Source organism: Micromonospora sp. NBC_01638 (genome assembly GCF_045209745.1).
In the GTDB taxonomy this organism is placed as follows: Bacteria; Actinomycetota; Actinomycetes; order Mycobacteriales; family Micromonosporaceae; genus Micromonospora.
Map to the genome: position 1 here is coordinate 774,340 of NZ_CP109273.1, position 18,731 is coordinate 793,070.

The window sequence follows — 18,731 nt, forward strand, 5'->3', positions numbered from 1 at the left end:
AATGGCATCGGAGCATGCAGTGATCGATCTGGGCGACGACGAGCACAAGCCGGTCGATCGGAGCGGCACCACCCAGGGGAACGTCGCGAGCAGACAGAAGACGACCCTGCGCCTCGTCGCTGTCTTCGTGGTCGGTGTGGTGCTTGGCGGCCTCGGTGTCGGCGAGCTGCGCGACTCTCGTGAGCAGCGGGAGCGGTCCGCGGTCGTCACCCTCGTGGCCCTACCTGCCTCAGTCAATTCGGGAGGTTCGTACGCCTTGGGATCCGTCCAGTTGAACGGGCAGTTGACACTGATCAACGCAGGCCCCACGCCGATCACGATTCGTGCGGTTCGCGCGGAGGGGCCGGGCGTCCAGGTACGCGATGTGGGCCAACCCCGGCTGGTACGGCCAGGGGGCACCGGTCAGATCATCGTCGACCTGCAGTTCGAGTGCTCGATCGCGTTCCAGCCGGAGCCGTTGTCGGTGCGGTTCTCCGTCGAGACCGATGACAAGCAGGTCAGGGAGGTCCGCTACCCGGTCGCTCTCGTCGGAAGCGCCTGGCAGGAGATTGCTCTGCCCATGTGCGAGCCCCACACATAGCCGCGCCACCGGGCCGAAGCCGACGTAGCTGAGGCCCTGCCCCTCGACGGACTGCGGATCGGGCTCATGATGCGGGCGGTCAGGCTGCCCTGTCGGGCACAGCGTGACCGACCGTCAGCATCGTGGGGGCATTTCGCGATGCCGGTCGCTCCGGCTACTGACCCGTAGAAGGCCCGTCGGCCTCAGCCTCGCGCTCGGCTCGCCAGACAGCGTGTCCCTTGAGCAGGTACCCCGCCGGCGCTGCTTCAGCCGGTCGGTATCCAGTACCGGAACTTGTCCCCGCGTTGATCTTCCAGAACCCCACCATTGCGCTCGATCACCTTGCGGGATGCCACGTTCTGGATGTCACACGTCAACAGGGCGGACGCGATGCCCAGGCTGCGAGCGACCGGCAGCGCCAGACGCAGCATCGCGCTGGCATGCCCACGGCGACGCGCTGACGGACGAACGTCGTACCCGATGTGCCCACCCCTCTCGCACAGTTCCGGGGTCAACCGGTGCCGGATGGCGATGCGCCCAAGGTAGTCGTCACCGTTGACCCACCACAGATTCGTGGCTGGCACGTAGCCCTCCGGTCGCGGCGCATCCTCGCGCGCCTGGTCCCGTAGCCAGCGAACATAGGCCGCAAAGCCGTCAGCCGACGACCACGACTGGCCGAAGGCGCGCATCTCTTGGCCAATCCCGGTCATGTCGGCTGCGCCTCCTCGCCCCTCCTCACGCAACTCGGCCATGGCGACCAGGAAGGATTGACGGGCGTTGACAGGCGGGCGTCGCAACTCAGCCATACCGGCATTGGTACTCGCTCAACGGTCGCCTCGCATCCCGATTCGGCAGCGAGGGAATCCCGCTCCGCGTCGACCAGGAACGTCGATGCGGAGCGGGATCGTCGGCGGCTGGATGCCTACCCGCGAGAACACCCCCGGGCCCCGGGCCAACCCCGCGATCTTGCAGATTCGGTCGCCGTTTTGCGCGAACTGCCCCTTAAGTCGGAGCAGAAAGTGCAAGATCGCGCAGGCGGGGCACCGGCCTCTAGAACCCGTTCCATTGGCGGGCCGAGCATTTCCAGGTCTTCCCGTCATCCTGCGAGATGCAGACCACCAGGATCTTCCCGAGGATGGGAAGCCTGAGGGTGAAGATGTGGGCCTTGGTCTTCGCATACGGTATGCCCGACTTCTCGGCGACGTCGGCCAACGCCCACCCGAGGTCCGGTCCTTCCAGCGTCGCCACCCGGCGCAGCGAGCTGATGTCCTCGCCGGCGAGGAGCTTCTCGACCTCCTCCGCCGAGGGCTCGCCGTCACCGATCAGCGTCTCCACGGCGTCCGGTCCGTCGACGGCGACGCCGTTGGCCTTCTCGAAGGCCGCCTTCATCCCGCCCACTGTGGTGCCGCTGGCGAAGTCGAGAGTGCGGATCTGGTCGGCCCTCTGGCGCGACAGCATGCACTCCCGGACCGACTTGCCCGCGGCGATGCACATGGTCAGGCACCACTCCCGGCCGCCGGGTACGGACGTGGCGAAGAGCAGGGAGGAGGTCGCTGTCTCGCTGTCACCCTTGCCGTCGTACACGCCGTCGGCGAGGTCGGCCATGGTCGTATCGAGGATGCCCCGGCCGCCCGGCATCGTGCCCACGACCTTGACGCCGTCGACCTCTTCGCCGGCGACGAGCGCCTCGAGCTGGTCGACGGTGAGATTCCGGCCTCCGGCGTCGACGGCCAGCACCTTGTCCAGGTCGCCGACGGACTGGCCGGTCAGGTCCTCGAACCGCTGAAGCATCATCCCCGGAGCACCGGGCTGGTCGGTGACCGTCGTCCGGGCCTCGCCCTCGGCGGCTTGTGACGGAGTGTACGAAGCTGCCAGCCCGACGATCAGTGCCGCGGTGACGATAGTGGCACGCCTGGTGATGTTCCACATAGCTGTCATCCTGTCCTCATCTCGCTGTCTCGGTGATCGCTGTCGACGGGATCGAACGGGCTACCAGCGACACACGATCACTACGCCCAGGCCGTTGGGCGAGGGCCCCCAGTGGCAGTGCCGGTCGATCCACTCACCGACCTCCTTGACCGTGTCCGAGACCCACGCGAACACCGACTTGATCGCGCCCCAGATGCTGAAGTAGACGACGGTCGACTCGGGTGTGCCGCCGGCCTCGTCGATGACGTCCTTCGTCGACCTGGCGGGATCCGGCTTCTCGACGGTGTCCAGCACCCGCACACCGGTGGTGTCCTTACCGGCCAGCAGCGCCTCAATCTGCTCCGGAGTCCGCTCCTTGCCGTCGTCGACCGCCACGATCGCGCGGTCGATCAGCACCTTCTCGCTGCCGGTGACGGCTTGGGCGATGGCGGCGATCTCGCCCAGCGTGAGATCGTTACCGAGCGCGGGACCGGTGAACCGCCGGACCGAAACGGCACCGGACGGATTGATCCAGATCTCGTCGGCCGCGATCACGTCGTCCGCTCCGAACGGGTCCCAGGCAAACATCCACTGCCCGCCGACACAGCGGAACTGGCCGTACACCCGGCCCTCAGGCTCGGTCTCGGTGCGGACGATCCCGCCGCGGTCGTCGACATACTGGACCACACAGTCGGTGCCCTTTTTCGGCGGCTTGTCGGTCTGGGCCACGGCTGCGGACGACATGGCCAGCACCGTCCCGCTGACCACCCCGATCACCGCGAGGCGGCGTACCAAGCGACTCATCGAACGCTCCATTCCTAGCGAAGGAAACTGGTGCCCGAAGAGTGGCTGGCCGCGCTGAAGCGGCCCGGAAACCGCGCTGAAAGCGGGTGCGTCAGCGGCGTCGAATGGCGTCGAGCTGTTCGAGGTCGGCGCGGATCGAGTCGGCGTCGGCATCGCCGAGCTCGTCGAGGATCGTCAGGGCTCGGCACCACGCGGCACGGGTGGCACCGAGGTCGGCGAGGGCCCGGTGGCTGCCGCCGAGATTGACGTACGTGCTCGCTTCGGCGTACCGGTCGTTGACCTGCGTGAAGAGTTCGAGTGCGCGCTCGTAGCAGGCAATCGCTCGCCGGTCGTCTCCGAGCTGGTGATGGGCATGGCCGAGGCTGTCCCACGTATCGGCCTGCCCTTGGACGTCGTCCACCTTCTGCAACATTCTCAGCGCCTCGCCGCACGACTCCAGGGCACGGTGGTAGTTGCCGAGCAGCGCTTCCTGCCAACCGACCGCGTTGAGGGTGTACCCCTGCCCCGCCTGGTTTCCAGTCCGCCGGAACAGGGTCAGTGCCCGCCGGGAATGGTGGAGTGCCTGGTGCTGCTGCCCCCGTCGCTCCGCCAGCTGACCAAGGTTCAGGCAGGTGTGTGCCCGCCCGGCGTCGTCGCCGACGTCAGTGAACAGGTCGAGCGCGCGCCGCAGGTGGTCGTCGGCCTCGTCGTACCGGCGGAGCCGGGAGCAGGCGAGACCGAGACTGCGGTGCGCGTGTGCCTGCCCCGCCTGATCCCCGATGTAGGACGCGGCGGCCAGAGCGATGCGTTGCGTGCCGAGCCAGTCCTGCCAGTGCCCTTGCCGGTGCAGGAAGCCGGCCATGGTCCAGGCGAGCCGCCAGGCGTGTCCCTCGAACCCGGACCGGGCCGCAAGCGGCACCGCGGCGAGCAGGACGGGGACCTCGGCGGCGAACCACGCCGTGGCGGCCGACCGGCTCTTGGGGCTTTCCGGCGTCACGCCCGCCGGCGGTGTCGAGAGGCTGATCTCGCTGAAGTGCGGGTGCAGTGCGAGATCAGCGGCGTGTGCGGTGTGCAAGCAGTGGTCGAGCAGCCGGTGGACTGCGTCACGACGGTCGGCCGGTGACTCAGCCTCGGCGGCGAGGCTGGCGGCGTACGCGCGCAGCAGGTCGTGGAACGCGTAGCGCCCGTACGTGTGCTCGGTGAAGAGGTTCGCCCGGGTCAACTCGGCAAGCAGAGGATTGATCGTTTGCCGGGTGACGCCGGCCAGGCTGGCCACGGCCGGGGCGGAGACGTCCGGGCCGGGATGCAGGCTCAACAGCCGGAACAGCCGGGCCGCAGGTGGGCTGAGCGTCCGGCACGACCAGGAGAAGACCGCCCGGACGTCGGTGGCCTCGTCGCCTCCGTGGAAGGCGTCCAGATCGCCCAGCTCACCGGCGACCGCGGCCAGCGAGAAGTGCCGGTTGGTGGCGGCTCTGGCCGCGACGATGGCCAGGGCGATGGGCAGCCGCGCGCACCGGTCGGCGATTTCGTCGGCGGCGACGGGCTCGGCGGCGACCTGGCGCGCCCCGAGCCGGCGGACCAGCATGTCGCGGGCTTCGCCAGGGCTCAGCAGATCGAGGATCACCGGTTGGGCGCTTTCGGTGACGACCAGCGGGATGAGCGGGTCCCGGCTGGTGACGATCGCGAGGCAGTCGGGTGAGCCGGGCAGCAGCGGCCGGACCTGTTCTGCGTCGCGCGCGTTGTCCAACACCACCAGCAGACGCTTGCCAGCCACCGCCGTGCGGTACAGGCTCACCATCATGTCCGGTTCGCTCGGCATCCGTGCCGCCGGAACGCCGAGCGCCTCCAGGAACCCGTGCAGCACGCGTGCCGGTTCGGTCGGTGTGGCCGCCGGGTCGAAGCCGCGCAGGTTGACGTAGAGCTGCCCGTCGGGGAAGCGCCCGGCTGCGCGGTGCGCCCAATGCACGGCAAGCGCGGTCTTGCCGACGCCCGCGGTTCCGGATACCACCACGGCGCCGCCCCGGTCGACGAGCGCGTCCAGGGCGACGAGCTCCGCGTCGCGCCCGGTAAACGTCGGTACGGGGGGAGGCAGCTGCGCCGCCACCAGCACCTGTGGCGCCGCGACCGGTGCGGGTGCGGCGATCGCGGCGTCCTGGCGCAGGATGGCGCTCTCCAGATCCCGTAGCCGCGGACTCGGGTCGATGCCGAGGTTTTCACGGAGGGCGTCGCGCAGCCGCCGGTACGTGGCGACCGCTTCGCCCTGTCGGCCGTCGCGGTACAGGGCAAGCATCAGATGCGCGTGCAGTTGCTCGTCGAAGGGGTGCTGCCGGACGAGCCGTTCCAACCCGGGGACGAGCCGAGTGTGCTCGCCGACGGACAGCCGGGACTCGGCGAGCGCTCGTTCGGCCTCCAACCGCAGGCGTGCCAGGTGCTCCGCCTGCTCCTCAAGCCAGGAAGATCCGGCCACGTCGGCCAGCGGCGGTCCACGCCACAGTGCCACCGCAGCCGTCAGGTGGGCCACCTGCTCAGTCCGGTCCGCCGACCGCCGGGCCAGGTCGAGGAGGCGCTCGGCGGCCTGCACATCCGTGGACTCCGGCCCGGTGTCGAGCACATAGCCGGGCCGGCGCGCCACGATCGATCCGGGTTCGCCGAGCACCCCGCGTAGATAGGAGACGTGGCGCTGCAGCGTGTTCGCCGCGGTGGCCGGTGGACGCTCGCCCCAGACCACATCGATAAGCCGGTCGACGCTCACGACCCGGCCCGCGTGCAGCGCCAACGTCGCCAGTACCGCCTTGCGGCGCAACCCGTTCACCGCCTGCGGACTGCCGGCAACAACCACCTCCACCGGTCCGAGCAGCCTGACGTGCACGCCCGTGGCAGCCATCGAAATCACCGAATCAGGCTAACCTCCCGAGCCCAGCAAACTCGATCTATTCGTCGCGCAATGGACACGATCCACGGCCAGGCCGGGTGGCGTGCGCGGCGAGTTCGTCCGGGCGCTGGCGGCTGCGGGCCGGCACGGCGAGGCGGCACAGGCGTATCGACGCTACGTGGACGCGATGTCCTCCATCGGCGTACCAGCCCAGGGGCGACGCAAACTGTGCGGCCCACTGAGCCGTGAAGGCGATGGTGGGGTGGGCGGGTCTACAGCACCTCTGCCCCTTCAGCCTTGGTGATGAGGAAGTTGATACCTGGCCTTCAGGCCGGGTGGCGGCGCCACACCAGGTCAGTGAGGCAGCTTGATGCCGCTGATGAAAGCCTCCCAGGCGACCGGCTCGAAGCTCAGCATCCCGGTGTTGGGTGCCTTGGAGTCGCGGACGTCGACCTGAGCGTCCCGGTCGCGCACCTCCACGCACTGGCCGTTGTTGCCGGAACGGCTCGACTTACGCCAGGCGTTACGTTCCATGCGCGCTCAGCTCCTTGATGAACTTGATTGACTCGGCGGGCGACCGCGCCAGCGTCTTTAGATTGTCGTACGCCGCCGACAGCCGCGCCAGGTCGCGGCTCGACTCAAGAAACAGCTCGCCAGCCAGGGTTTCGATGTAGCCCAGTGGCGGCTCGTCCTGCTCGAAGCTGAGTAGGGCGAATCCGCTGCTAATCGCCAGGTGAGCGCCGGCTTCGAAGCGCAGCACCTGGACCGTCACGTTCGGCAGCCGGCTCAGCGTGACCAGGTGGTCGAGCTGCTCACGCAGGACATCGGAGCCGCCGACCTCGGTGCGCAGTGATGCCTCGGAGAGGATGGCGTGCATCCGCAGCGGAGTCGGTTGCCGGCGTAGCACTTCCTGCCGGGTCATCCGGGCGGCAACCCGCTGGTCGATGGTTTCCGGGTCGGTCTCCCGGCCGATGACGTTGACCTCGCGGGCGTAGCTCTCGGTCTGCAGTAGACCGGGCACGAGCATCGGCTCGAAGTTCTTGAGTTCCACGGCCTCGGTCTCGTACGCGATGTAGGTGGCGTACTTGCCACCGAGACGCTGCCACCAGCCGTCCTCACGCAGACCGCGCGCCTGATCGAGCAGCGAGGTCCCGGGCTCCTCGTCAATCTTGACGCCGTACGCGACCAGCAACTCCATGACGTCACCGACACGAGGTCTGATCTCGCCCGACTCGATCCGACTAATTCGAGATGGCGAGCAGGCGACGATTTCCGCCGCCCCCTCACCGGTCAGTCCCTTCGCTTCGCGGAGCTTGCGTAGCTCCCGACCCAGTCGCCGGGAGCGCGGTGTCACGGGCGTAAATCTGATGACTGTCAGCCACGGAGCACCACCAGAGTGTGCGTGGCCGGCCAAGAGTCGCGCCAGCGCGGCAACCTCCCGGCCTCCGGCGTCGTCAGAAAGCGAGCGTGCGCATGGTTTCCGAAGTCGTGTCGATCGTGTTCGGCGGCCTGGTGCCGGGGTTCCTGTTCGGACTCCTCGCATTCCGGGTCAAGTCGCGGTGGTGCCCGCGCTGCGGGGAGTCCACCGATGCCATCCAGCCGTCGCCGGAGCGGGAGTGATGACCAGGCCCGGCCGCCTCAACGGCAACGAGCCGCCAATCGGACGGCGGATGGCGGAACTGCGGGCACGCCGGGGAATGAGTCAGCAGGTCTTCGCCGACCGGATCCGCAAGTCGAAGAGCTGGGTGGACAAGGTCGAGCGAGGGGTGCGCACCCTCGACCGACTCTCGGTGATCGAGACGGTCGCCGCAGCCCTCGGCGTCGCCCCGGACGTCCTGCTCGCGGGCAAGGCCCCGCGCGAGCCGGTCGCCGACACCGGCGGCGACGTGGAACGACTCCGCGCGGCGCTGGCCCGCTACGACATACCCGGCTCCGGCAACGACAGCCGGCCAGCGCCGTCGTTGGCCCAGCTCGACGCCCAGGCGGGGTACGCATGGACGGCGTACCGCAACGGTCACCACCCCCAGGTGCTGCGACTGCTGCCCGACCTGCTCGGCGACAGTCGCCAGCTCTGCCACACGCAGTCGGGAGACACCGCCAACCTATTGGTGCGGGTGTACCGGCTCGCCGCCCAGGTGCTGGTCAAGCTCGGCGAGGCCGACCTCGCCTGGCTGGCCGCCGATCGGGCGATGAGCGCCGCCTCCGGTGACCCCTGGCGTGCCGGCCTTGCGGCGATCTCTCTCGCGCAGGCGCTGCGAGCCCTGCAGCGAGGCCGGTTGGCGATGACGGCCGCTGTCAACGCCGTACACCAGCTGGACCTGGCACCGTCCCACGTCCGCCGGTCAGGCGGACCGGGCGTAACGGGGACCCTGTTGATTGAAGCGGCGCTCGCCGCCGCCGTCAGCGCAGACGCCAGCGCTGCGGGCGAACTCACCAAGCGCGCGGCTCGCCTCGCCGACGGCGAGCATCACCACGACTGCGACGGCATTGGATTCGGTCCCGTACCGGTCGACCTCGCCCGCGTCCTGATCGCGACGTGGTCTGGCGACCACCAACTGGCCGTGACCACCCACCGACGAGCCGCCAGCGGTAACGCCTGGCACCTGCTCCCCGCCGAACACCGGGCGGCCCACCTGATCGACATCACTCACGCCTATCTGGACCTCGGCGACGCCCGCGCCGCCGGCCGGGCGCTGGTCGCCGCCGACCGCATCGCCCCTTCGGAGACTCGAATCCGCCCCGTTGCCCGGGCAGCGCTGACCGCTGTGCTCCGCGCCGGACCCGGTGCGGCCGACGTGACCCGCCTGACCGCCACCATTGGACTTACCCGAGATGAGCTTTCGCACAACCGACGCCCAACGACCGGGTGAGCGGACATCCGGGGCCGCGTCGTCGGAGGCGGCTCGCAGGGGCCGCCCGATCGTAGGGAGGTCGCGAGCGGGCGGGTTCGTTGCGGACTAGATGCGGACCGTCCGCAGCTAGCAGGCAGACTTCTGGACGAAGGTCTCGCGTTCCCCGGTACCCGGATCGTCGGCCCACTGCCACAGGCTCACCTCCCCCCGCCATCTGCGCTGAGTGTTCAACTCGAGGCTTGCTTTGGCATCCTTCATCCTCAGAACTAGCTGGCCGTCCGCTGCCAAGTCGCCCGGGCGCAGCTGGCCGCTACCGGAAACCGTGTCCGTAGATCCGTTTGCTGTTGGCGCTGGCGGTTGGTGACGGCCGGCTCGCACGAAACGTCTCGGCAGGCGTCCGGTTGCCACGGGTGGGACGGGCCGAGGAGGTGTTCCTGACGCACGTCCAGGTGGGCGAACTCGCAGCGGCGGCAGAGCCGCACGGGCTGATCGAGCCGATCGCGGCGCAGATCGCCGGCCGCGGCACGTGGTGGGGCGGGCGGGACTCGAACCCGCGACCGAGGGATTGTGAGATCACAATGCCGAGGTCAGCCGACCTGTGCCGACGGTGGCTGATCAGCGCGAACGCTTCGCGGCATCTCGCACGATCGTGGGGTGTTCGTCAGCGTCTTGCGGACTGGATGCGGACTGCGCCTGGCGTTCGCTGCCCACCCGCCCGGGTGCGAGTACGCGGCTTGCCGGCGCCGGGGAGCCGGCTCCCCGGTCGCGTGCGAGCATCGGCATATGGCTTCACCTGCCGAGAAGGCGCGCCGTAAGCAACTGCGCGATGCGTACAAGAACGCGGAGCGCGAGGTCTGCACGTCACTCATGCCGATCGACCGTGACCGGCTCACCGCTCTGGTGGACTTCGTGGATGGTCACGTAGCAGCCGAGGGCTGTGATCACACCCGGCGATTCAGTGAGCGGTGGGCGCGCGAGCAGGGAATCGATTGGGAGTTCCTTCGCCGGGGCCTCGATGAGTTCGGCGGTTTCTGTGACTGCGAGGTCGTCATGAACTGCGACTCACACGCGGTCTTCGGCTGCTGAGTCTCGTGGCTACTGGCCCATTGATGGCCCGCGTGACCGTCAGCTCCATAGGGTCGGCAGTTAATCGAGTCTGTCCACATGCTGCCCCTACCCAGCATCGGTGGCGAAACTCCGTAGCCAGCACCGGCCTTGATCGGGAAACTGCCGGGATGGAACCGACACAGACGGCGCTCATCGTGCCGATACCCGAGGCCGAGGAGGCGGTAGGTCGGTTTCGGGAATCTCTCGACCCGGCCGCCTCATGGGGCGTGCCGGCGCACGTGACCGTCCTCTACCCGTTTCTGCCTCCGCAGCAGATCAACGACGAGGCCCTGACCGTGCTGCGCAAGACCATTGCCGGCATACCGCGGTTCGACGTTGCGCTGACTCACATCGGCTGGTTCGGCGAGACGGTCGTATGGCTTGCACCGCAGCCAGACCGTCCGTTCCGGAATCTCACTGCGGCGGTGTGGCAGCGGTTTCCCGAAACCCCCCCATATGCCGGGGCACACACCGAGGTGGTGCCGCACCTGACCATCGGTCAGGACGCCCCCAAACCCACCCTGAGCCACGCCGCGGAAACCGTCTCCGCGCAGCTGCCGATCAACGCGGCCGTCGGCATGGTTCGCCTCATCGCCGGAACACCAGGCCTAAGCCCTTGGCGCACCGTCTGCGAGTTCCCACTGGGGGCGGATCTCCTCGCCAGCATGGCTGACCAGGGGAATTGCGTGGTGGGGCGGGCGGGACTCGAACCCGCGACCGAGGGATTATGAGTCCCCTGCTCTAACCGGCTGAGCTACCGCCCCTGACACCGCGCCGGATCTTATCCCGCCCGGTGGATCACAGGCCAGCAGCGATCCGGCCCCACCTCATCGACCCCGCCGCCGTCGCCGCAGCTTCACGATGGGCAACGTGAGAATAACAGTGAGCAGCCAGAGCACCACGACGGCGCCCCAGAGCTGTTCCTCGCCCGGCTCGGTCTCGGTGAGGAGCATGGCGAGGGTCAGCAGCACGCTGAACGCACCCACCAGGAGGACACCCATCCCGCTGAGCACCATCGCCGGGAGCTCCCACCATGTGCTGTTGGCCCGTTCCGTGGGTTGCCGTACGACGGCCCTTGGCTGTGGGATCGCTTCTGGGGCGCGGGCCGGCATGGCGATCTGCCGGTCGCGGGGCACCTTGGCGTCGATGGCCGGGATAGCCGCCGGGTGCAGGTTGAACAGGGTGGGCTCGATGTACAGCGCGATGGCGTCCAAGCCGACGAGCTGCCGCGCGCCGTCCGGCCAGACCAGCATGGCGGAGCAGTCGTCGTACCGAACGGTCAGCGGGTTGTCGGTCCGCAGGAGGGTCACTCCGTCCACGCCGATCCGCAGCGCGGCGTTCCCTTCCTTTGACGAGTAGGTCGTGCCCTGCAGGATCTCGGTCGAGTGGGTGGGCGCGGCAACGAAGCCGGCCCAGTCGGCGGTGAGACCGCCGGGCACCATCAGCAGCGCCGACGCGGTCATCTCCCCGGCTACCTCGTGCAGGTCGGCGAGGTTGACGGCCTTCAACTCGGCCCGGTGCTCGTCGACGGTGAGGTTCGGCTCCCCGGTCAGGACGTTGAGCGCGTATGACGGCAGCCGTGCCGCGTCGACCTCGGCGATGCCGAGGAAGTCTTCCCGCTTGGCGATGGTGGCGTCCAGGTCCGCCTGCTCGATCCGCCCAACCCGCATCTTGGCCAGTACGTCGACGAAGCCGCCGAGCACCGCGTCCTGCTTCTCCGGCAGCGCGTCGGCAAGTGCCCGCAGCGTGGCGTACCCGTCGCCGCGCGGCTCGTACCCCGTGGTGGTGGTGTAGGACAGGCCCGCCTCTTGGCGCAGCGAGCGGTACAGCTCCCGCTCCAGCACCCCGGCGAAGACGGTGGCCGCGGCGCGGCGCCGCACCACCGAGTCGAGCACCACGGCCCGAGAGCCATTCACGAAGTACGCGGGTGTCTGCGGCAGCGCCGACGACGCAATCGGTACGGGTTGGCGGGTCCCGGCGGGCAGGGGCAGCCGCAGCCCGGCTGGCACCCGGTCACCGGCGAGCCAGAGCACCGCGTTCTCCCGGGTGAACCATCGGGCGGCCCACTCGCGCAGGTCGTCGGCAGTCAGTGCGCCCAGACCCCACTCCGGGTAGCTGGTCAGCCCGTAGTCCCGGGCACCGTGTCGCCACAGCGGGATGTCGTCGATCGCGGCGGCGCCCCGGCTACTCCACTCGGTCCGCAGGATCTCCTTCTCGACGTCCAGCCTCGCTGCCGGCAGGTCGGAAAGGTGCCCGCAGACGGCGGTGAGGAAGGCTGCGATGTCCGTCTCGGAGCCTTGGGTGTGGAACGTGGTGAACGCCTGGGCGGTCGCGCCGTTGACGTGGTAGTCGGCCAGGCCGAGCGGCGCGAGCGCGAGGTGCTCGAGCAGGTGGGTGATGCCGGACCGGGCGAGCGTCTCGTCGGCGGTGCCGACCCGGAAGGTCAACCCGGCGCGCATTGGCCCGCCGGTGGCGGCGAGCACTGTGGGCACCCCGTCCACGTCCAGGTGCTGGATCATGACTGACCACCCTTCGCGTACGCCTTGGTGCGGTACTTCGTGAAGCCTGCGGCCCCGTCGACGTAGTCCCAGGGGTAGTCGGTGCCCAGGTTGCCGAGGGCGGTGAACTGGCTGGCGGCGGCGGTCCACTGCTCGGTCAGGCTGAACATCAGCGCGAACGCCGAGCGAACTGAGACCCAGCCCGGCCGGTCGACGAAGGCGGGGTGCAGCACGGACCGCTGTCCAGCCTGCACGATCTCGTCCACCACCGGCGTGCTGCGCAGGTACGCGGCACGCTCCCGTTCGGTGTCGAACTCGAGCCAGCGTTCGAGGTGCGCCTCGGCGATCAGGACCGCGTTCGGTGCGCCGTCCGGCGCGGCCTCGGCGCACTCCCGGGCGAAGCCGAACGCACGGTCCCAGTCGCCGCTCCACTTCGGGCAGAGCTGTTGGAGCAGGCTCGACTGCGCGGGAGCGTGGTGCGGATGGTGCTGGGCGAGGCGGTCGTAGCGGCGGCGCGCCTCGGCCTGTCCCAGTTCGAGGCCGCGGTTGTTGGTGATCCGTTGGGTCCAGGCGGCCGCATCGTCCGGGTGCCGGGCGGTGACGTCGATGAGCACCTGCTCGGAGCGGCGCAGGTGGTCGTGGAACTTGGCGAACTGCTCGCGGCTGACGTGCTGGGCGCGGTAGGCGCTGCGGATCCGCCAGCCGGCTCGAATCAGGTAGGCGCCGAGCAGGGTGCCGGCGTGTGGATCCTCGGGGTTGTCGTCGTACGCCCGCTGGAGGAACGCCTCGATCCCGACCTGATCGCCGGCGACCCGGACCAGCAGCGTTCGGCCGTCCGGGTCGCGGTCGGCGACCAGCGCGCGAACGGCGGGCCAATCGGCGGCGTCCAGCGCCTTACGCAGGTCGTTGACCTCGGGGTACGCGGCACCGGCGTCGAAGTTGGGTGCCAGGAGAGGGGCGGGCATGGCGGGGATCATAGGTGATCAACTACGGCGGCGGCGTCCCGCTTTTTCGGTCATTCTCAGCCGGTCGACGCCGTCCGCAGCTCGTCCAGCACGGCTCCGGCGGCGCGCCAGCCGCTGGCGAGGGCGCCCTGGATCGATGGGCTGTCCCGGTGGTCACCGGCCACGAACAGCCTCTCCCCCAGCGCGACCGGCTTACGCAGCCGCCCCTGTGGTGGCGGCGCGGCGGGCAGCGCGTTCGGGACGGCCACGGTGGTGAGGTGGGTCCAGTCTGCGGTGGATCGGCCGTACAGCCGGGTCAACTCGGCCCGTACGGTCGGCTCCGGCGGGGCGGTCGCGCCGACCACGGAGGTGGCGACCAGGTGCCGTCCGGCGGGCGCGTAGGTCGGGGCGGCGTTGCTGAGCACCACCGTGTTGGCGACGATCTCCCGCCGGTCGCCGTCGACGAGCAGGATCGGCTCGGTCAGCGGCGGCTCGGGCGCGCTGTGGTAGTAGGTGGTGTAGCTGTGCATGCGTACCGTCGCCAGGGCCGGCAGCAGCGCGGACGCGGCGGGCGGGTCGACGGCGACCACGACGGCCCGGCAGTGGATGTCGCCGGCCTGGGTGCGGACCCGGCCGGGGGTGACCTCCGCGACCGGGGTGTCCAGGTCGAGCAGGTCGGCCGGCAGCGGGTCGGCGATGGCCCGGGGCAGCCCGGCCATCCCCTCGGCGGGCAGGCCGATCCGGCCGCGGGCGAAGGAGCGCAACACCATCGCCAGTACGTGGCTGGAGGTGGACAGCTCCCGATCGATGAACACACCGGACAGGAACGGTCGCAGCAGTTCCTCGATGATGGCGTCGGAGAGGCCCGCCCGGCGCAGCGCCGTCTCGGCGCTGGTCTCCGGCGCGGCGAGCAGCCGGGACGTGGGCAGGGTGGTGCAGCCGACGATGACCACGTCGGTCTCAGCCGGCGTGGCGCGCCTCCCGCTCACCGTTCGCCCGGGACAACCGGCCCGGCCACCAGATCTTCGGCCCGATGTCGTACGCCAGTGCGGGCACCAGCAGCGACCGGACGATGATCGTGTCGATCAGTACCCCGATCGCGACCGCGGTACCCAACTCGACCAGCACCACCAGTGGCAGGACGGCGAGGGCGGAGAAGGTCGCGGCGAGCACGATGCCGGCGGAGGTGATCACCCCGCCGGTGACGGCGAGGCCGGCGAGCACACCGGCGCGGGCGCCGCGCTTGACCGACTCCTCGCGGACCCGGCTCATCAGGAAGATGTTGTAGTCGATGCCGAGCGCGACCAGGAAGACGAACGCGAACAGCGGGAACGACGAGTCCACGCCGGGGAAGTCGAAGACGTCGCGGAACAGCAGCGCGCAGAGGCCGAGGGTGGCCCCGAAGCTGAGCACCACGGTGGCGATCAGGAGCACCGGGGCGAGCAGTGCCCGCAGCAGCAGGGCCAGGATGACCGCGATGACCACCAGCACCACCGGGATGATGACGTTCTGGTCGCGCTTCGCGGCGTCGGAGGTGTCCACGTTGATCGCGGTGAAGCCGCCGACCACCGCGTCCGCGCCGGGCACCCGGTGTACGGCCACCCGCAGCTCGCGGATGGTCCGCTCGGCACCGTCGCTGTCGGGCGGGTCGGCCAGGGTCGCCTCCAGTTGCACCCGCCCGTCGACGACTCTCGGTGTGGCGTTCGGTTTGGGTGGGCCGGTCTGCGGGCCCGCGGTGAGCGGGCGAACCTCGGCGACGCCGGGTACGCCCTGTGCCACCTGGGCGACCTGCCGGGCGGTCTGCTCGGTGGTGAAGATGGTGGCCGGGCTGCCCGTGCCGGCCGGGTAGTGCCGGGAGATCACCTTCTGGCCGTCGACCGAGTCGGTGCGTTGGGTGAACAGGTCGGACTGGCCGAGGGTGGTGGCGCCGAGCTGGGTGAGGCCGAGCGTGAGGATGGCCAGTACGACCGCGGTGCTCAACCAGATCGGTCGGGCGTGCCGGGCCACGAAGCCGGCGATGCGGCTCCAGATGCCGTGCTCGGCTCGTGGGTCGGCCTGATCCTCGGGGGGCCGTCGGGGCCAGAACGCCCACCGACCGCCGAGCACCAGCAGCGCGGGCAGGAAGGTGAGCATCACCAGCAGGGTCGCGGCGATCCCGATGGCGGCGACCGGGCCGAGCGCCCGGTTGGAGTTGAGGCTGGACAGCAGCAGGCAGAGCAGGCTGACGATGACCGTGCCGCCGGAGGCGATGATGGCCGGTGCGGCGCCCTTCCACGCGGTGCGCATGGCGTCCCAGGGGCGGTCGTGGCGGTGCAGCTCCTCCCGGTAGCGGGCGATCATCAGCAACGCGTAGTCGGTGCCCGCGCCGAAGACCAGCACGGTGAGGATGCCCTGGGCCTGCCCGTTGAGCTTGACCACGTCCGCGTCGGCGAGCAGGTAGACGAAGACCGAGGCGAGGGCGTACGACATCCCGGCGGCGAGCAGCGGAAAGATCCACAGCACCGGGCTGCGGTAGACGACCAGCAGGATGATCAGCACCACGACCAGGGTGACCAGCAGCAGTGGCCCGTCGATGGCGGAGAAGACCTCGATCAGGTCGGCGAGCAGGCCGGCAGGGCCGGAGACGTCCACGGTGAGCCCGTCCCGGTCACCGCCGGTGATGTCACGGAGCTGTTTGACGACCGTGCCGATCTTTTCCCCCTCGGCGTCGTCCACCGGCACGACGACCTGGAGTGCCTGGCCGTCCTCGCTGGGGATGGGCGGGGGCAGCGGGGTGACCACTCCGGGTAGTTGGGCGAACCGGGCGGCGTCGGCGCTCACCCGCTGCCGGTCCGCGTCGGTGATCCCGGAGGGCCGCTCGTAGACGACGAGAGCCGGGGTGGTCTGCCGGTCGACGAACTCGCCGGCGAGGTCCTGGGCGCGGGTCGCCTCGGCGTGGGTGGGCAGGAAGGCGGCGTTGTCGTTGGTGGCCACCTCGCTGAGGCGCCCGGCGTACGGCCCGGCCACGCCGCCGATGACCAGCCAGGCCAGCACGACCGCCACCGCGATCAGCGTGGCCCTGCCGCCTCGTCCGGACATCCGCACTCACCTCATGGATCGACGCATCAATCGACGCAGCAGGATCCTGGGTCGACATCGACCATCCTGCCGGGCGAGCAGGTCGAGGGAGTGCGAAACCGGGCCCCAGACACGAAAACGCCCGTCGGCGTACTGCCGACGGGCGTTGGGTGGAGAAGCTCCCCCGATTGGACTCGAACCAATAACCTGCCGGTTAACAGCCGGCTGCTCTGCCAATTGAGCTACAGGGGACCGTGCACCGCGCGACTCCGGATCTCACCGATGCCGTGCGACGGGACAAGAGTACAGGACATTCCCCGGTGGTGGTCCAGTGGGTTCCACCCCACCGGCGGATGATCAAGACCCCCAGGTCAGGACCGCGATGCATTGATAATCGGGGTAAATCGCCATCCGGACACAAGCATGCTTGAGCGGAGAGCAGGATGGGTAGTTAGCTGCGGACAGAGGACGCAGGCGCGGATTGGTCGCCTTCCGACGGGGCAACTCGGCGGAGGTGATCGCGCGTCAGGTACGGAAGGAGCCGCCATGCGCGGAAAGATCATGTTTCTTGGCGGGCTGGCTGCGGGATTCGTCCTGGGCGCCCGTGCCGGCCGGGAAAAGTACGAGGAGCTCGTTGTTCGGGGCCGCAAGGTGCTCGACCACCCGACCGTGCAGGAGGCGGCCGGGGTCGCGCAGGCCCAGGCCAACAAGTTCTACAGCGAGGGTAAGGACAAGCTCGGCCAGACCAAACTGGGCGAGAAGCTGGGCACCGGCAACGGCAACGGCAGCACCGGCAAGCAGGAGCTGACCGCCGCCGACGACGCGTTCGCCGGCACCCCCGCCACCGTGGGCGCCAAGACGAGCACCAGCACGGTCGGCACGACCTCCGGGTCGCCGTCGTCCACCACCCCCCGCACCAAGCCGTCCGGCTCGGGCACGAACGCCAGCACGCTCTGACCAATCGCACGTCGACGGGCCGGTCGCCGCAGGGCGACCGGCCCGTGGTCTGTCCGGGGTCCGGTCAGTCCTTGCTGCTGAACGCCGCGTCGAAGGCGGCGGTCGGAGCGTCGAAGGCGAGCCGGCGGACGAACTGCAGCGCCTCCGGGGCACCGATCAGCCGGTCCATCCCGGCGTCCTCCCACTCGACCGAGATCGGGCCGGTGTAGCCGATCGCGTTCAACGCGCGGAAGCAGTCCTCCCAGGGCACGTCGCCGTGCCCGGTGGAGACGAAGTCCCACCCGCGGCGCAGGTCGGCCCAGGGCAGGTGCGAGGCGAGCCGGCCACGCCGGCCATCTCCGGTGCGGACCTTGGCGTCCTTGCAGTCCACGTGGTAGATCCGGTCGGCGAAGTCGAAGATGAAGTTCACCGGGTCCAGCTCCTGCCAGACGAAGTGCGACGGGTCCCAGTTCAGCCCGAACGCGGGCCGGTTGCCGATCGCCTCCAGCGTCCGCTTCGTCGTCCAGTAGTCGTACGCGATCTCACTCGGGTGCACCTCGTGCGCGAACCGCACCCCCACCTCGTCGAACACGTCGAGGATCGGGTTCCACCGGTCGGCGAAGTCCTGGTAGCCGCGCTCGATCATCGACGGCGACACCGGCGGGAACATCGCCAGGGTGTGCCAGATCGACGAACCGGTGAAGCCGACGACCGTCTTCACCCCGAGCTTCGCCGCCGCCCGCGCGGTGTCCTTGATCTCCTCGGCGGCCCGCTGGCGGACCCCCTCGGGCTCCCCGTCGCCCCAGATCCGAGCCGGCAGGATGTCCTGGTGCCGCTCGTCGATCGGGTGGTCGCACACCGCCTGACCAACCAGGTGGTTGGAGATCGTGAAGACCTCAAGGTTGTGCTTCGCGAGGGTCTCGCGCTTGCGCTCGACGTACGAGTCGTCGGCGAGCGCCTTGTCGACCTCGAAGTGGTCGCCCCAGCAGGCGATCTCCAGACCGTCGTAGCCCCACTCGGAGGCGAGCCGGCAGACCTCCTCGAACGGCAGGTCGGCCCACTGGCCGGTGAAGAGCGTGATGGGTCGCGCCATTGTTCTTCTCCCCTGTTGTGATGGGGATTCCTTGTGCGGACCAGGGCGAGGGTGACCGGACGTACGCGGCACCGGGGCAGTCACCGGTGGGTGCGGAACACACCTGGGCCCGGCGGGTTGCG

Annotated in this window: 16 protein-coding genes, 2 tRNA genes and 1 pseudogene; 6 read left to right on the forward strand and 13 right to left on the reverse strand. The window is 69.6% G+C overall.

All coding sequences use genetic code 11. The features are described from left to right. Position 1 precedes the first annotated feature (1 nt). Positions 2-580 (forward strand): hypothetical protein, encoded by a 579-nt coding sequence (locus tag OG811_RS03475; protein WP_406072072.1) that lies wholly within the window; start codon positions 2-4, stop codon positions 578-580. A 245-nt stretch (positions 581-825) separates the two neighbouring features. Here OG811_RS03475 and OG811_RS03480 read toward each other — a convergent pair whose 3' ends face one another. The 6 genes from OG811_RS03480 to OG811_RS03505 form a co-directional block, all read right to left on the reverse strand. Then, positions 826-1,365: a GNAT family N-acetyltransferase gene (locus OG811_RS03480; RefSeq protein WP_406072074.1), complete on the reverse strand. Its 540-nt coding sequence runs from the start codon at positions 1,363-1,365 to the stop codon at positions 826-828. Positions 1,366-1,609: 244 nt separating this feature from the next. Then, entirely contained in the window at positions 1,610-2,497 is an 888-nt protein-coding gene (locus tag OG811_RS03485) for a hypothetical protein (protein ID WP_406072076.1), read from the reverse strand. Between the two features lie 51 nt (positions 2,498-2,548). Next, entirely contained in the window at positions 2,549-3,271 is a 723-nt protein-coding gene (locus tag OG811_RS03490) for a hypothetical protein (protein WP_406072078.1), read from the reverse strand. Positions 3,272-3,362: 91 nt separating this feature from the next. Beyond that, positions 3,363-6,134 (reverse strand): BTAD domain-containing putative transcriptional regulator, encoded by a 2,772-nt coding sequence (locus OG811_RS03495; RefSeq protein WP_406072080.1) that lies wholly within the window; start codon positions 6,132-6,134, stop codon positions 3,363-3,365. 342 nt (positions 6,135-6,476) lie between these two features. Further along, positions 6,477-6,656, reverse strand: a complete 180-nt coding sequence (locus OG811_RS03500) for a DUF397 domain-containing protein (RefSeq protein ID WP_406072082.1) — start codon at positions 6,654-6,656, stop codon at positions 6,477-6,479. Then, positions 6,646-7,665: a helix-turn-helix domain-containing protein gene (locus OG811_RS03505; protein ID WP_406072084.1), complete on the reverse strand. Its 1,020-nt coding sequence runs from the start codon at positions 7,663-7,665 to the stop codon at positions 6,646-6,648. The genes OG811_RS03500 and OG811_RS03505 overlap by 11 nt, the downstream gene beginning before the upstream one ends. Between OG811_RS03505 and OG811_RS03510 the strand changes: the two genes are divergently transcribed. The 4 genes from OG811_RS03510 to OG811_RS03525 all read left to right on the forward strand — a co-directional run bounded on the left by OG811_RS03510 (position 7,596) and on the right by OG811_RS03525 (position 10,812). Continuing rightward, on the forward strand, positions 7,596-7,742 hold the full coding sequence (locus OG811_RS03510) for a hypothetical protein (protein ID WP_167454786.1): 147 nt from the start codon (positions 7,596-7,598) through the stop codon (positions 7,740-7,742). The two genes, OG811_RS03505 and OG811_RS03510, sit on opposite strands and share 70 nt — an antisense overlap. Beyond that, positions 7,742-8,992, forward strand: coding sequence for a helix-turn-helix domain-containing protein (locus tag OG811_RS03515; RefSeq protein ID WP_406072086.1), 1,251 nt, complete (start codon positions 7,742-7,744; stop codon positions 8,990-8,992). The genes OG811_RS03510 and OG811_RS03515 overlap by 1 nt, the downstream gene beginning before the upstream one ends. Before the next feature lie 765 nt (positions 8,993-9,757). After that, on the forward strand, positions 9,758-10,060 hold the full coding sequence (locus OG811_RS03520; RefSeq protein WP_406072088.1) for a DUF2695 domain-containing protein: 303 nt from the start codon (positions 9,758-9,760) through the stop codon (positions 10,058-10,060). A 149-nt stretch (positions 10,061-10,209) separates the two neighbouring features. After that, a complete protein-coding gene (locus OG811_RS03525) occupies positions 10,210-10,812 on the forward strand; it encodes a 2'-5' RNA ligase family protein (protein ID WP_406075487.1) in 603 nt (200 codons plus the stop codon). On the opposite strand, the gene OG811_RS03530 is transcribed toward OG811_RS03525, so the two are convergent. The 6 genes and pseudogenes from OG811_RS03530 to OG811_RS03555 all read right to left on the reverse strand — a co-directional run bounded on the left by OG811_RS03530 (position 10,769) and on the right by OG811_RS03555 (position 16,832). Continuing rightward, positions 10,769-10,845 (reverse strand) — tRNA-Ile (locus OG811_RS03530). The two genes, OG811_RS03525 and OG811_RS03530, sit on opposite strands and share 44 nt — an antisense overlap. Before the next feature lie 63 nt (positions 10,846-10,908). Further along, complete coding sequence (locus tag OG811_RS03535; protein ID WP_406072090.1) at positions 10,909-12,600, reverse strand: M16 family metallopeptidase; 1,692 nt, start codon at positions 12,598-12,600, stop codon at positions 10,909-10,911. Beyond that, positions 12,597-13,544 (reverse strand): hypothetical protein, encoded by a 948-nt coding sequence (locus OG811_RS03540; protein ID WP_406072092.1) that lies wholly within the window; start codon positions 13,542-13,544, stop codon positions 12,597-12,599. Before OG811_RS03540 ends, OG811_RS03535 begins: the two co-directional genes overlap by 4 nt. A gap of 56 nt (positions 13,545-13,600) precedes the next feature. After that, positions 13,601-14,455, reverse strand: a pseudogene (locus OG811_RS03545) (FAD-dependent oxidoreductase); the annotation flags it as partial. A gap of 28 nt (positions 14,456-14,483) precedes the next feature. Then, entirely contained in the window at positions 14,484-16,601 is a 2,118-nt protein-coding gene (locus OG811_RS03550; RefSeq protein WP_406072094.1) for an MMPL family transporter, read from the reverse strand. 158 nt (positions 16,602-16,759) lie between these two features. Further along, a tRNA-Asn gene (locus tag OG811_RS03555) sits at positions 16,760-16,832 on the reverse strand. A gap of 294 nt (positions 16,833-17,126) precedes the next feature. Here OG811_RS03555 and OG811_RS03560 point away from each other — a divergent pair. Next, a complete protein-coding gene (locus OG811_RS03560) occupies positions 17,127-17,537 on the forward strand; it encodes a hypothetical protein (RefSeq protein ID WP_406072095.1) in 411 nt (136 codons plus the stop codon). A gap of 64 nt (positions 17,538-17,601) precedes the next feature. On the opposite strand, the gene OG811_RS03565 is transcribed toward OG811_RS03560, so the two are convergent. Beyond that, the gene (locus OG811_RS03565; RefSeq protein ID WP_406072097.1) at positions 17,602-18,609 is read right to left on the reverse strand and encodes a sugar phosphate isomerase/epimerase family protein; all 1,008 of its coding nucleotides are present in this window, start codon (positions 18,607-18,609) and stop codon (positions 17,602-17,604) included. Positions 18,610-18,731 lie beyond the last annotated feature (122 nt).